10 protein-coding genes are annotated in these 14,306 nt (G+C 69.1%); 4 read left to right on the top strand and 6 right to left on the bottom strand.

Annotation, left to right across the window (positions count from 1 at the left end; translation table 11 throughout):
- Positions 1 to 27 precede the first annotated feature (27 nt).
- The 6 genes from ACYVIO_RS25355 to ACYVIO_RS25330 are packed head-to-tail and all read right to left on the bottom strand — an operon-like array spanning position 28 to position 6,768.
- Complete coding sequence (locus tag ACYVIO_RS25355; protein WP_460653364.1) at positions 28 to 861, bottom strand: bifunctional allantoicase/(S)-ureidoglycine aminohydrolase; 834 nt, start codon at positions 859 to 861, stop codon at positions 28 to 30.
- Complete coding sequence (gene allB / locus ACYVIO_RS25350; protein ID WP_460653363.1) at positions 858 to 2,195, bottom strand: allantoinase AllB; 1,338 nt, start codon at positions 2,193 to 2,195, stop codon at positions 858 to 860. The genes ACYVIO_RS25355 and allB overlap by 4 nt, the downstream gene beginning before the upstream one ends.
- Positions 2,196 to 2,217: 22 nt before the next feature.
- On the bottom strand, positions 2,218 to 3,315 hold the full coding sequence (locus ACYVIO_RS25345; RefSeq protein ID WP_460653362.1) for a glycerate kinase: 1,098 nt from the start codon (positions 3,313 to 3,315) through the stop codon (positions 2,218 to 2,220).
- Positions 3,315 to 5,090 (bottom strand): glyoxylate carboligase, encoded by a 1,776-nt coding sequence (gcl, locus tag ACYVIO_RS25340; protein ID WP_460653361.1) that lies wholly within the window; start codon positions 5,088 to 5,090, stop codon positions 3,315 to 3,317. Before gcl ends, ACYVIO_RS25345 begins: the two co-directional genes overlap by 1 nt.
- A complete protein-coding gene (locus ACYVIO_RS25335; RefSeq protein WP_460653360.1) occupies positions 5,090 to 5,974 on the bottom strand; it encodes a 2-hydroxy-3-oxopropionate reductase in 885 nt (294 codons plus the stop codon). Before ACYVIO_RS25335 ends, gcl begins: the two co-directional genes overlap by 1 nt.
- Positions 5,974 to 6,768 carry a hydroxypyruvate isomerase family protein gene (locus ACYVIO_RS25330; RefSeq protein WP_460653359.1) on the bottom strand — a complete coding sequence of 265 codons (795 nt, stop codon included), beginning with the start codon at positions 6,766 to 6,768 and terminating at the stop codon, positions 5,974 to 5,976. Before ACYVIO_RS25330 ends, ACYVIO_RS25335 begins: the two co-directional genes overlap by 1 nt.
- A 126-nt stretch (positions 6,769 to 6,894) precedes the next feature.
- On the opposite strand from ACYVIO_RS25330, the gene ACYVIO_RS25325 reads away from it, so the two are divergent.
- The 4 genes from ACYVIO_RS25325 (at position 6,895) to xdhB (ending at position 14,305) form a co-directional block, all read left to right on the top strand.
- Positions 6,895 to 8,451: a PucR family transcriptional regulator gene (locus ACYVIO_RS25325; RefSeq protein ID WP_460653358.1), complete on the top strand. Its 1,557-nt coding sequence runs from the start codon at positions 6,895 to 6,897 to the stop codon at positions 8,449 to 8,451.
- A 144-nt stretch (positions 8,452 to 8,595) separates the two neighbouring features.
- Entirely contained in the window at positions 8,596 to 10,524 is a 1,929-nt protein-coding gene (gene uraD, locus ACYVIO_RS25320) for a 2-oxo-4-hydroxy-4-carboxy-5-ureidoimidazoline decarboxylase (protein WP_460653357.1), read from the top strand.
- On the top strand, positions 10,521 to 11,954 hold the full coding sequence (locus tag ACYVIO_RS25315; protein ID WP_460653356.1) for a xanthine dehydrogenase small subunit: 1,434 nt from the start codon (positions 10,521 to 10,523) through the stop codon (positions 11,952 to 11,954). The genes uraD and ACYVIO_RS25315 overlap by 4 nt, the downstream gene beginning before the upstream one ends.
- Positions 11,951 to 14,305 carry a xanthine dehydrogenase molybdopterin binding subunit gene (gene xdhB / locus ACYVIO_RS25310; protein WP_460653355.1) on the top strand — a complete coding sequence of 785 codons (2,355 nt, stop codon included), beginning with the start codon at positions 11,951 to 11,953 and terminating at the stop codon, positions 14,303 to 14,305. Before ACYVIO_RS25315 ends, xdhB begins: the two co-directional genes overlap by 4 nt.
- The last annotated feature ends 1 nt before the right edge of the window (position 14,306 follow it).

The following is a 14,306-nucleotide window of genomic DNA, read 5'->3' as shown; positions in this document are numbered from 1 at the left end:
CGGCGGCTCCCAACCCTCCGCTCGTTGTCAGGCGAAGTGGCGTGGGAGTTGGGGGTGGCGGTTGACGTCCTTGTAGATCAGGTAGCGGAAGCGGGTTGGGCCGCCGGCGTAACAGGCCTGCGGGCAGAAGGCTCGGAGCCAGAGGAAGTCGCCTTCTTGCACCTCGACCCAGTCCTTGTTGAGCAGGTAGACGGCCTTGCCTTCGAGGACGTAGATGCCGTGTTCCATCACGTGCGTCTCGGGGAACGGGATCACGCCACCGGGTTCGAAGGTGACGATGTTGACGTGCATGTCGTGCCGGACGTCCGTCGGGTCGACGAAGCGCTGGGTCTTCCAGCGGCCCTCGGTGCCGGGCATTTCGATGCCCTCGACCTCGACCTCGTTCGTGACGAACACCGGCGGTACGTCGATGCCGTCGATCCGTTCGTACGCCTTGCGCAGCAGGTGAAAGCGGGCGACCTGGTCGCTGGTGTTGCGCAGCGTCCAGTCCGTGCCGGGCGGGAGGAACGCGTACCCGCCGGGTGCCAGCTCGTGCTTCTCCCCCTCGGCGGTGAGGATCACGTTGCCCTCGACAACGAAGATCACGGCCTCCGCGCCAGGATCGGTCTCCGGGCGATCACTGCCCCCACCAGGCGAGACCTCCACGATGTACTGCGAGAACGTCTCGGCGAACCCCGACAGCGGTCGCGCCAGCACCCACAGCCGGGTGTGGTCCCAGAACGGCAGCTGGCTGGTGACGATGTCGCGCATCGTGCCGCGCGGCAGCACGGCGTACGCCTCGGTGAACACCGCGCGGTCGGTGGTCAGCTCGGTCTGCGCGGGGTGTCCGCCGGCCGGCGAGTAGTAGCGCGGCTGGTTCATCGGTGGTCTCCTCTATTCAGCAACCGGCCCGTGGGGTCGGCGTCGATGTCGACAGGTGCGCCGCGCAACCAAGTACGGCGGACGACGCCGGCGAGCGGCCATCCGGCGTACGGGGTGACGGCGTTCTTGTGCTGCAGGGTGTTCGCGTTGACGACGAAGGCGTCGTCGGGGGCGAAGACGCAGAAGTCCGCGTCGTAGCCGGGCTCGATCCGGCCCTTCTCAGTGAGACCCGCCTGCGCGGCAGGCGCTTGGCTCATCCAGCGGGCGATGTCGGTGAGCGCGAAGCCGCGGCGGCGCGCCTGCGTCCAGACCGCCGGGAGCGCGACCTGGAGCGAGGCGATGCCGCCCCACGCCGTACCGAAGTCGCCGGTATCGAGGTGCTTGAGGTCGATCGTCGACGGCGAGTGGTCCGAGACGACCAGGTCGATCAGGCCGTCGCGCAGGCCCTGCCAGAGCAGCTCGCGGTTGGCGGCTTCGCGGATCGGCGGGCAGCACTTGTACGGCGTGGCGCCGGGCGGGATCTCCTCGGAGGAGAAGGTCAGGTAGTGCGGGCAGGTCTCCGCGGTGATCCTGACGCCGTCGCCTCTGGCTTCGGCCAGCAGCGGGAGGACTTCGGCGCTGGAGACGTGGAGGATGTGCACCCGGCAGCCCGTACGGCGAGCCAGCGCGATCACTCCGGCGACCGCCGCGTTCTCGGCTGAGCGGGGACGCGAGTGCAAGAAGTCGTCGTACTGCGCGCCGCTCGGCGCTGCCTGGATCAGGTGCGCGTCCTCGGCGTGGACGATCAGCAGACCGTCGAAGGTCGCGAGCTCGCGCATCGCGGCCTCGAGCTCGGCGGGATCGAGCGGCGGGAACTCGTCGACACCCGAGTGCAGTAGGAAGCATTTGAACCCGAACACGCCGGCCTCGTGGAGTGGGCGCAGGTCGGCGAGGTTGCCGGGAATCGCGCCGCCCCAGAACCCGACGTCGACGTACGCCTGCCGCTCGGCCGTCTTCCGCTTCAGCTCCAGCGCCGCAACGTCACAGGTCGGCGGAATGCTGTTGAGCGGCATGTCGACGATCGTCGTCACACCTCCCGCGGCGGCCGCCTTGGTCGCGCTGGTGAAACCTTCCCACTCGGTCCGGCCGGGGTCGTTGACGTGCACGTGGGTGTCGACAACGCCTGGCATCAGCACTTCGTCGTCGTCCAGCTCAACTTCTTGGGCGGCACTCAGCTCGGTCTCGTACGGCGCAACAACCGCGATCCGCCCACCCGCGACGCCGACAGCCAGCGACTGCTCCCCCGCAGGCGTGACGACCCTGCGAGCCCGGATGACAAGGTCCAGCGAGGTCATGCGACGCCCCTCTCGGTCGATCTCATCGTAGGCCGATCCGTTCCCCAAGCTCTCGCAACAGCGGCACCGGATTGACGATGCACCGCCGAACGTCAGGCTCCAGATCCGTCAACGCGTACGCCGCGTCGATCCCCGCCGCCCGCAACTGCCCATCGTCCAGACGACTACTCCCACAAACAACCACCACCGGAACCCCCGCCGCCTTTGCTGCCGAAGCAACTCCAGCAACAGCCTTCCCGTGGAGGGTCTGCTCGTCCAGGGCGCCCTCCCCCGTCACCACCAGCTCAACCCCAACCAGCCGCTCCCGGAAGCCGACCAGCTCAAGCACCAACTCAATCCCAGGCACAAGCTCAGCCCCCAGCACAGCGAGCGCCGCAAACCCGACCCCACCAGCTGCCCCGGCGCCGGGCGTGTCCCGAAGATCTGGAGCAACAAGCTCAGCCCAGTGCCCAAGAGCTCTGTCCAGTACGTCGATCTGCTCAGGCCCTGTGCCCTTCTGTGGGCCGTACGTCGCAGCGGCGCCTGTCGGACCCGTCAGCGGGTTGTCCACGTCGCAGGCAACAACCACTTCAACACCGTCCAGCTGCTTGCGGAGCGACTCCAACTCCACCGTCACTACCTCAGCCAACGCCTCTCCGCCCTCGGGTACCTCGGCTCCCGTCGCGTCGAGCAACCGGGCACCTAGCGCCCGGAGGAGGCCTGCTCCGCCGTCGGTGCTGGCGCTGCCGCCTATTCCTAGGATTACTCGAGTGCAGCCGGCAGCTACCGCCGCGGCGATCAGCTCGCCGGTGCCTCGGGTGGTGGCGGTCATCGGGGCGAGGGTGCCGCCGGGGAGGCGGATGAGGCCGGAGACATCCGCCAGCTCGACGACCGCCGTCGCGCCGCGGCGGGCGTAGCCGGACGGGACCGGCTCGCCCGTAGGCCCACACGCCGTGACCGGGATCAGCTCGAACCCCGCCGCGACGGCGGCGGCCAGCGTGCCGTCGCCGCCGTCGGCGATCAGGACTGTGTCGACGACGGTGTCCGGGCGAACTCGGCGTACGCCTTCGGCAACTGCGGCGGCGACCTCGGCGCTGGTCAGCGTCCCCTTGAACTTGTCCGAGGCAACCAGCACGCGCATCAGCTGAGCGCGGCGATCGCGGTCGGCGCGTCCTCGGGCCGCTCGGCAAGCTCTTCGAACTCGACGACCCCGTCGATCTCGGTGCCCATCGCAACGTTCGTGACGCGCTCGAGGATGACCTCGACGACCACCGGGACCCGGAACTCGACCATCAGCTTCTTGGCCTGTTCCAGCGCCGGCAGGATCTCGTCCGGCGCGGTCACTCGCAGCGCCTTGCAGCCCAGGCCCTCGGCAACCTTCAGATGGTCGACGCCGTACCCACCGACCTCAGGACTGTTGATGTTGTCGAACGACAGCTGCACGCAGTAGTCCATCTCCAGCCCACGCTGCGCCTGCCGGATCAACCCGAGGTACGAGTTGTTCACCACCACGTGGATGTAAGGAATCTGGAACTGCGCCCCGACGGCCAGCTCCTCGATCAGGAACTGGAAGTCGTAGTCCCCCGACAGCGCGACCACCGTCGACTCGGGATCCGCGACCGCGACCCCCAACGTCGCCGGCACGGTCCACCCCAACGGCCCGGCCTGACCAGCATTGATCCAGTGCCGAGGCTTGTAAACGTGCAGCATCTGCGCCGCCTGGATCTGCGACAGACCGATCGTCGAAACATAACGAGTGTCCGGCCCGAACGCCCGGTTCATCTCCTCGTACACGCGCTGCGGCTTGATCGGCACGTTGTCGAAGTGCGTCTTCCGCTGCAACGACGTACGACGATCCGCACACTCGGCGACCCAAGAAGACCGATCAACCAACCGACCAGCGGCCGCCCACTCCCGAGCGACCTCCACGAACACGGCGAGAGCAGCCCGAGCATCCGACACGATCGAGTAGTCCGGCGCCAGCACCCGACCGATCTGCGTCGGCTCGATGTCCACGTGCACGAACTTCCGGCCCGCGGTGTATGTCGAGATCGAGCCGGTGTGCCGGTTCGCCCACCGGTTCCCGATCCCCAGCACGAAGTCCGAGGCCAGCATCGTCGCGTTCCCGTACCGGTGCGACGTCTGCAGCCCGACCATCCCAGCGGCCAGCGGGTGGTCGTCCGGAATCGTCCCCCACCCCATCAACGTCGGTACGACGGGAACGCCGACCAGCTCGGCAAACTCGACGAGCAACGAGGACGCATCCGCGTTGATCACGCCACCACCCGACACGATCAGCGGCCGCTCGGAAGCGTTGAGCATCTCCAGCGCCTTCTCCGCCTGCGCCCGCGACGCGGCGGGACGAGTCACCGGCAGCGGCTCGTACGTGTCGATGTCGAAGTCGATCTCGGCCAGCTGGACGTCGACCGGCAGATCGACCAGCACCGGCCCAGGCCGGCCCTCGCGCATCAACCAGAACGCCTTCTGGAACGTCCCCGGAACCTGCGCGGCTTCCATCACCGTCACGGCCCACTTGGACACCGGCTTGGCGATCGACGCGATGTCGACGGCCTGGAAGTCCTCCTTGTGCAGCTTCGCCACCGGCGCCTGACCGGTGATGCACAGGATCGGGATCGAGTCGGCGGACGCGGAGTACAGCCCGGTGATCATGTCGGTCCCGGCCGGCCCCGACGTACCGATGCAGACACCGATGTTGCCGGCGGTCGCGCGGGTATAACCCTCGGCCATGTGCGAGGCAGCTTCGACGTGGCGGGCCAGCACGTGCTTGATGCCGCCGTGCTTGCGCATCGCGCTGTAGAACGGATTGATCGCGGCACCCGGCAGCCCGAACGCCTGCGTCGATCCCTCCTTCTCCAGGATCAGGACCGCGGCGTCGACCGCGCGCATCCTGGCCATCAGCTGAGCTCCTTGCCGGACAGCCGCTCCACGCCACGCAGCAGCGCCGAGTGGTCGAGGCCACCGTCACCGTTGGCGCGAGCCGAGGCGACGAGCTGAGCGACCAGAGCACCCAGCGGTACGACGACGCCGGCCTCGCGGGCAGCCGCGGTGACGATGCCCATGTCCTTGTGGTGCAGGTCGATCCGGAAGCCCGGCTCGAACGACCGCGAGAGCATGTTCTCCTTCTTCTGGTTCAGCACCGCCGAACCGGCCAGCCCTCCACCCAGCACCTCGAGCGCCGCCTTCGTGTCGACGCCGTACGCCTCGAGGAAGATCACCGCCTCCGACAACGCCTGGATGTTGGCGGCAACGATCAGCTGGTTCGCGGCCTTCACGGTCTGGCCGGCGCCGTTCCCGCCGACGTGCACGATCGTCTTGCCGACCCGGTCGAACAGCGGCTTCGCGGTCTGGAAGTCCTCCGCCTCACCGCCGACCATGATCGACAGCGCGGCGTTCTCCGCGCCGGCCTGACCACCGGAAACCGGTGCGTCGAGCAACCGAAATCCGTTCGCGCGAGCCTGGGCCGCGAGGTCGATGGTGACATCCGGCCGGATGCTGGAGAAGTCGATGACCAGGGCACCGGTCGGCGCGTTCTGGAAGACCCCGTCCGGTCCGGCGAGCACCAGCTCGACGTCCGGCGAGTCCGGGACCATCACGCAGACTACGTCCGCGTCCTTGACGGCGTCCGCGATCGAACTTGCAGCGAGTCCACCGGCCTCGACCAGCGGCTTGGCGCGGTCCATGTCGAGGTTGTAACCGGCGACCCTGTGCCCGGCGTTCGCGAGGTGCACGGCCATCGGGCTGCCCATAATGCCGAGGCCGATGAAGGCGATGTTCGTCATCAGATTCTCCAGTCGAAGCTCTTGAGAGTGGTGGTCGAGGGCTTGTACTCCAGCCCGACCAGGCCGGTGTAGCCACCGGCTTCGAGGGCGCTCAGCTGCGCCTGCAGCGGGAGCGTGCCGGTCCCGGGTTCGTTGCGCCCGGGCGAGTCGGCGATCTGCACGTGCGCGATCCGGTCGATGTGCCGGGCAATCACCTGGTCGACGTCGTCGCCGTTGACCGCGAGGTGGTACAGATCCGCGAGCAGCCCGAGGTTCGGTACGTCGTACGCCGCTTGCACGCGGTCGATCACGGCCAGCGCGTCCGCGGCGGTCAGCAGCGGATACCGCTCGGCACCACTCACCGGTTCGACCAGTACGACGGCGCCGATGCGCCCGGCCGCCTGAGCCGCGAGCCCGAGGTTCTCGACCGCGATCTCGTCCTGCTCGGCAGGCTGAGCGCTCTCGACCCGGTTGCCGTACAGCGCGTTGAACGCGCCGCAGCCGAGTCGTTCACCGATGCCCACGGTGACGTCGATGTTGTCCCGGAACTCCCCCGACCGCTTCGGCCAGGACACCAGGCCGCGGTCGCCGCCGGGCATGTCGCCGGCGAAGAAGTTGAGCCCGGTCAGCTGGACCCCGGCGTTGTCGATCGCCCGGACGAAGGCGTCGATCTCGGCGTCGGCCGGCACGGCCTCGGCGAACGGCCACCAGAACTCGACCGCGTCGAACCCGGCCGTCCGCGCGGCGGCCGGCCGTTCGAGCAGCGGGAGCTCGGTGAACAGGATCGAGCAGTTCACCGTGTAACGCAGCATCATCAGCCCTCGTTTTCCGCATTGTGGAATATTGTTTCTGTTCTGCGAAATGAAGATAAGTTGCCCGCACCGGCAGCGTCAAGCGCCCCGGGCGCTGTAGGTTTCTCCAAAGGGGCGGGAGGTGACCACGTGCTGCTGTCCGAACTGTTCGACGCGCCGGAGCTCGGCCTACGTCTGCTGCACCAGGCGCAGGACGCTGCCGACCGCCCGATCGGCCGGCTCGTCACCACCGACTTGCTTGAACCCGGCAACTACCTCAGCGGCGGCGAACTGGTCCTGACCGGTCTGGTCTGGCGCCGCGGTCCGACCGACAGCGAGACCTTCGTCGCCTCGGTGTCCGATCGAGGCGCGACCACGATCCTGGCCGGCAAGGCCCTGTTCGGCACGATCCCCGAGGACCTGGTCGAGGCCTGCCGCCGCCACCAGGTCACGCTGGTCGAGGTGCCGACCGAGGTCGCGTTCGCGGACGTCACCGAGTACGTCGCGGCCGCGACCGACAGCGGCGCCCGGCTGTCCGCGAGCCTGGTCCGCCAGCGCCAACTGCTGTCGGCGATCGCGTCCGGCCGCAGCCTCGACGAGCTCGCCGCCCAGATCTCCGCCGACATCGGCCACACCTGCCGGGTGATCACGCCGACCGGGCGGCACGTCGTACCGGGTCCTGAGCCGCTCGACGACCTGACGCTCGACGCGGTCACTCGCCGCTTCCTCACGGCCGACCGGACACCGGCCGTCGCGGACGCCGGCGACGCGGCGTACAGCGTGTTCCCGGTTGGGTCGGGCCTCGGCAACCGGTTGACCGCCTGGCTGCTCGTGATCGAGGGCGACCACTCGCAGTGGCCGCGCGACCAGGTCGAGACCGTGCACGAGCTGTGCGCGATCGCCGCCCTCGACCGCGTACGACGAGACGAAGGCCGCCTCGCCCTGCGACCGTTGATGGCCGACGCGTTGAGCCTGGTCGAGTCCGGCGGCCCGTTGCCCGAGGTCACCACCCGACTCCGGCAAGCAGGCGCCCAACCCGACCGGCCGATGGTGGTCGTCGTCGCCGAGCTGCACACTCCCCAACCCGCCGACCAGGCCCCGCGGGACGCTGGAGCCGCCGAGGTGGCGGTCACGGTGTTCGAGGATGTGGCCGGCACGATCGGACCGGCCACCGTCGCACCCGGCAGGGACGGCCTGCTGATCGGCTTGTTGCCTTGGGCCCCTGATTTGCCACTGCTCCTGCGCCGCGCGTTCGGCCGGCTCGCGCCTGGACTTGCCCGGTCGAGGATTGCCGTCGGCATCAGTGGAGAAACGTCGGTCGACGCGCTGGCCGGCGCCCTGGAGGAAGCGCGGTTCGCCCACCGCGTCGCCCGCGCCGGCATCACGCCGGTGTCGGTGGTGACCTCGGACCAGGTCGCGTCCCACGTGCTCCTGCTCGCCACAGTGCCTGACGACGTACGGCGTACGTACACGCATCGTGTGCTCGGCCCGGTGCTCGAGAACGACCGCAAGACCGGCGGCGACCTGCTCGCCACGTTACGCGAGTTCCTCGCCTGCTCGGGCTCGTGGGCCCGGACGGCCGAGGCGATGCACCTGCACGTCAACACGGTCCGGTACCGGATCGAACGCGTAGAGCAACTGACCGATCGCGATCTGTCCCAGCTCGAGGACAAGATCGACGTGTTCCTGGCGCTCAAGTCGCTCTGACGCGCGCCCTTTGGGTGATCGCACAGAACCGGGACGTCGCGACGGGCGAACTTCGGAGGTTCCTCGCTAGCCGGGGACCACGCGGTGAACGCAAGCTGTCGTGCAGGTCACAATCCCCGCCGCCGACCCCTTGGAGGGTGTTCGATGAAGGCAGCCCTGCGCCCCCGACGCCACACCGCCCGTCATCCCGTCGACGAGGTCATGTCGCCCGGACGACTCGCGATCTACGGCACCCAGCACGTCCTGGCCTTCTACGCCGGCGCGGTGATCGTCCCGATCCTGCTGGCGAACTCGATCGGCCTGAGCACCGAGCAGCTGGTGCACCTGATCAACGCCGACCTGTTCACCTGCGGCATCGCCTCGATCATCCAGTCGGTCGGCTTCTGGAAGGTCGGCGTCCGGCTGCCGCTGCTGCAGGGCGTGACGTTCACCGCCGTGTCGCCGATGATCGCGATCGGCATGGCCGCTGGGGGCGGCACCGACGGACTGCTCGTCATCTACGGCGCCGTCCTGGTCGCCGGCCTGGCGACGTTCTTCATCGCACCGTTCTTCAGCCGGCTGATCCGCTTCTTCCCGCCGGTCGTCACCGGCTCGGTGATCACGATCATCGGCCTCGCGCTGCTGCCGGTCGCGGCGGGGGACGCCACCGGCGGCGCCGGGCCGACCTCGGACCCGACCAGCGGCAAGAACCTCGCGTACGCGCTGGGCACGCTCGGACTGATCGTGCTGATCCAGCGGGTGTTCAAGGGCTTCATGGCGACGGTCGCCGTACTGGTCGGTCTGGTCGTCGGCACGCTGGTCGCCTGGGCGTTCGGGGACGCCCACTTCGGCGCCGTCGCGGACTCCGGCTGGGTCGGAGTGACCACACCCTTCTACTTCGGCTGGCCGCAGTTCTCGGTCGCCGCGATCATCTCGATGGTCGTCGTCATGCTGATCACCGCGGTCGAGACGACCGGTGACGTCTTCGCCACCGGCGAGATCGTCGAGAAGCGGATCGGCCGCGAGGACATCGCCCGGGCGCTGCGGGCCGACGGCCTGGCCACCACGATCGGCGGCATCTTCAACTCGTTCCCCTACACCTGCTTCGCTGAGAACGTCGGGCTGGTTCGGCTGACCCGGGTGAAGAGCCGCTGGGTGGTCGCCGCGGCCGGCGCCATCATGATCGTCCTCGGCCTGCTGCCGAAGGCCGGCGCGATCGTGGCCGGCATCCCGCACCCGGTGCTCGGCGGTGCCGCCCTGGCGATGTTCGCCACCGTGGCCGTCGTCGGCTTCCAGACCCTGACCAAGGTCGACTTCCACGACCACCGCAACGTGGTGATCGTCGCGACCAGCGTCGGACTGGCCATGTACGTGACCGCGCAGCCGCAGGTCGCCCAGGCCGTGCCGGACTGGGCCGAGATCATCTTCGGCAGCGGCATCACGCTCGGCAGCCTGACCGCGATCCTGCTGAACCTGCTGTTCCACCACGTCGGCAAGGACTTCGGTCCGGCCGTCGCCGGTCAGCCGGGCGCCAGCGCCGTACGGCTGGACCAGGTGAACAAGATGACGCAGGAGGAGTTCGTCGAGACCTTCGCCGGTCTGTTCCAGGGACCGCGGTGGATGGTCGAGCGCGCCTGGGAGATGCGGCCGTTCACCGACACCCACGCGCTGCGGCGGTCGTTCCAGGAGGCGCTGTTCTCCGGGTCGGTCGAGGAGCAGCGTGAGCTGATCGAGTCCTACCCGCAGCTCGGGTCGCAGTTCGTCGCCGACGGACTGAGCGGCGAGGCGTCGCTGCGGGACCAGGCGACGCGTGGGCTGACCTTCCTGGCCGAGCCCGAGCGGGACGAGCTGGCGGCGATCACCGAGCAGTACCGCGAGCGCTTCGGCTTCCCGCTGGTGATCTCGGTGCGCGACGCCGACTCGTTCGCCCGGATCGTCGAGCAGGGTCGCGACCGGCTCGGCAACTGCGAGAACCAGGAGCACGCCGCCGCGCTGCTGGAGATCGCGAAGATCGCCGGCTACCGCTTCGACGACTTCCTGAGCGACGCCAACCCCATCCACAGTGCAAGGACCCGCTGGAGCAGCAACCGATGAGCACGAACATCAAGGTCAACGGCGCCGACGTCTCGCTGGACGGCGCCGGGGTCCACACCACCACCCTGGACTGGCTCCGCGACCGCGGGCTGACCGGCGCGAAGGAAGGCTGCGCCGAGGGCGAGTGCGGCGCGTGCTCGGTCCTCGTCGCCCGGCCGGGCATCGACAGCCCGACCGAGTGGACCGCGATCAACGCCTGCCTCGTCCCGGTCGCCGCACTCGACGGCCAGGAGGTCATCACGTCGGAGGGCCTCGGCACGAGCTCGGAGCTCCACCCGGTCCAGCAGGAAATGGCAGTCCGAGGCGGCTCCCAGTGCGGCTTCTGCACCCCAGGCTTCGTCTGCAGCATGGCCGCGGAGTACTACCGACCCACTCGTACGGCGTGTGCAGGCGATGGTGAGCACGGCGCCAATGGATTCGATCTGCATGCCTTGAGCGGGAACCTGTGTCGCTGCACTGGCTACCGGCCCATCCGCGACGCGGCGTACGCGCTCGGGGATCCTGCGAGCGACGACACGCTGGCTGCTCGCCAGGCGACCGCCCCTCCCCCGGCGGCGGTGACTCGGCTGGTCTCGGGGGATTCCGAGTTCGTTCGGCCCGCGCGGTTGAGCGATGTACTGGACATCCTTGCCGAGAGCCCCGAAGCCAAGCTCGTTGCCGGGTCGACCGATGCGGGGGTCGAGGTGAACCTGCGCGGTGTGCGGTCGCCCCTGGTGGTTGCTGTGGATCGGCTGAGTGAGCTGCGGGAGTTCTCCGTCGACGAGGACCAGGTCCGGATCGGCGCCGCGCTCACGCTGACCGAGATCGAGCGGATGCTCGCCGGACGGGTACCGCTGCTCGAGCAGATGTTCCCGCAGTTCGCGTCGCGGCTGATCCGCAACGGCGCGACCATCGGCGGCAACCTCGGGACCGGTTCGCCGATCGGCGACACCCCGCCGGCGCTGCTCGCGCTCGACGCCCAGCTCGTCCTGGCGTCCCGTCGCGGCGAGCGGGTCGTTGCCCTGGCCGACTACTTCACGGGCTACCGGCAGACACTCAAGGCCCCGGACGAGCTGATCCGCGCGATCCTCGTCCCGCGCCCGCTCGCTCCGCTGACCGCGTTCCACAAGATCGCGAAGCGCCGCTTCGACGACATCTCCAGCGTGGCCGTCGGTTACGCCCTCGACGTGATCGACGGGATCGTGCGCGAGGCCCGCATCGGACTCGGCGGCGTCGCCGCCACCCCGCTGCGCGCGACAGCAACCGAGCAAGCACTCATCGGCCGCCCGTGGACCGAACGCACGGTCCGCGAAGCGGCCGCGGTGATGGCGACCGAAGGCACCCCGATGGACGACCACCGCGCGAGCGCGTCGTACCGGTCGGCGATGCTCGGCCAGTCGCTCCTCCGCTTCCACGCCCAACAGCTCGACGTCGAGGGGGTCAGCGCATGAGCCAGTTGTCCGAGCGCCCTGCCCAGGCAGTGGTCGGCGTACCGCTGCCGCACGAGAGCGCCGCGTTGCACGTCACCGGCGAGGCCCTCTACACCGACGACCTCGTCGTCCGGACGCGCGACATCCTGCACGCGTACCCGGTCCAGTCGCCCCACGCGCACGCCCGGATCGTCGACCTGCGGGTCAAGCCGGCGTACGACGTACCAGGTGTCGTGCGCGTCCTGACCTCGGAGGACGTCCCCGGCGTCAACGACGCCGGCGTGAAGCACGACGAGCCGCTCTTCCCCGACACCGAGGTGATGTTCCACGGCCACGCGATCTGCTGGGTGCTCGGCGAGACGCTGGAGGCCGCGCGCCTCGGCGCAGCCGCCGTCGAGGTCGAGTACGACGAACTGCCGTCGCTGATCACCGTCCAGGAAGCCATTGCCGCGGGCAACTTCCAGGGCACCGGCCGGCACCTCGAGCACGGTGACGTCGAGGCGGCCTTGGACAGCGCGGCGCACGTGTTCCAGGGCGAGTTCGAGTTCGCCGGGCAGGAGCACTTCTACCTGGAGACCCACTGCGCGCTCGCGCTGGTCGACGAAGGCGGTCAGATCTTCGTCCAGAGCAGCACGCAGCACCCGTCGGAGACGCAGGAGATCGTCGCGCACGTGCTCGGCGTCGCCAGCCACGCGGTGACCGTGCAGTGCTTGCGGATGGGCGGCGGCTTCGGCGGCAAGGAGATGCAGCCGCACGGGTTCGCCGCGATCGCCGCACTCGGTGCGACGCTGACGGGACGCCCCGTTCGGTTGCGGCTCAACCGCACGCAGGACGTGACGATGTCCGGCAAGCGGCACGGCTTCCACAGCCAGTGGCGCGCCGGGTTCGACGACGAGGGTCGGATCGTCGCGCTCGACGCGACGCTCACCGCTGATGGTGGCTGGAGTCTCGACCTGTCCGAGCCCGTGCTCGCCCGCGCGATGTGCCACATCGACAACTCGTACTGGATCCCGAACGTGCGCGTGGACGGACAGATCGCCAAGACGAACAAGACCTCGCAGACCGCGTTCCGCGGGTTCGGCGGTCCGCAGGGGATGCTCGTCATCGAGGACCTGCTCGGGCGCTGCGCGCCGTTGCTCGGGTACGACGCGATGGAGCTGCGGCGGCGCAACCTGTACCAGCCGGGCCACACCACGCCGTACGGGCAACCGGTTCGGCACGCGGAGCGGCTCGAGGCCTGCTGGAGCGAGGTGCTGCGCAACGGTGAGATCGCGCGCCGGCAGGAGGAGATCGCGCGGTTCAACGCGACGCACCCGAATCGCAAGCGCGCGGTCGCGGCGACGCCGGTGAAGTTCGGGATCTCGTTCAACCTGACCGCGTTCAACCAGGCCGGCGCGCTGGTGCACGTCTACAAGGACGGCTCGGTGCTGATCAACCACGGCGGCACCGAGATGGGCCAGGGCCTGCACACGAAGATGCTGCAGGTCGCGGCCACGACGCTCGGCGTACCGCTGGAGCGGGTGCGGCTCGCGCCGACGCGGACCGACAAGGTGCCGAACACGTCGGCGACTGCCGCCAGCTCGGGCGCTGATCTCAACGGTGCGGCGATCAAGAACGCGTGCGAGCAGATCCGCGAGCGGCTGGCGCAGGTCGCCGGTGGACGCCTCGGGATCGGGGCGCACGACGTACGGTTCGTCGACGGTGTCGTGCGTGGGCTGTACGGCGAGGGGGTGCCGTGGAACGAGATCGTCAACGCGGCGTACTTCCAGCGCGTGCAGCTCTGGGCGGCCGGCTTCTACCGGACCGAAGGGCTGCACTGGGACGCCAACGCGATGCACGGCGAGCCGTTCAAGTACTTCGCGTACGGCGTCGCCGCCTCTGAGGTCGAGGTCGACGGGTTCACCGGCAGCTACACGCTCCGCCAGGTCGACATCGTCCACGACGTCGGCGACAGCCTCAGCCCGCTGATCGACATCGGCCAGATCGAGGGCGGGTTCGTCCAGGGCGCCGGCTGGCTCACGCTGGAGGACCTCCGCTGGGACGAGAGCGACGGCCCGAACCGCGGGCGCCTCGCGACGCAGGCCGCGAGCACGTACAAGCTCCCGAGCTTCTCGGAGATGCCACAGGTCTTCAACGTGCATCTGCTGGAGAAGGCCCACGAAGACGGCGCCGTCTACGGCTCCAAAGCAGTCGGCGAACCGCCACTGATGCTGGCCTTCTCAGTCCGAGAGGCCCTCCGCCAAGCCGCCGCAGCTTTCGGGCCGGTGGGCACAAGCGTCGATCTGCCCTCGCCCGCAACTCCGGAAGCCGTCTTCTGGGCATTAGAGAAGGCTCGTTCACTACAGCCTGCCTTGAGTTTGAGTGGTGTCTGAC

Source organism: Kribbella endophytica, assembly GCF_054781295.1.
The sequence above is the reverse complement of the archived record's forward strand: the minus strand, read 5'-3'. Positions and strand labels throughout refer to the sequence as shown.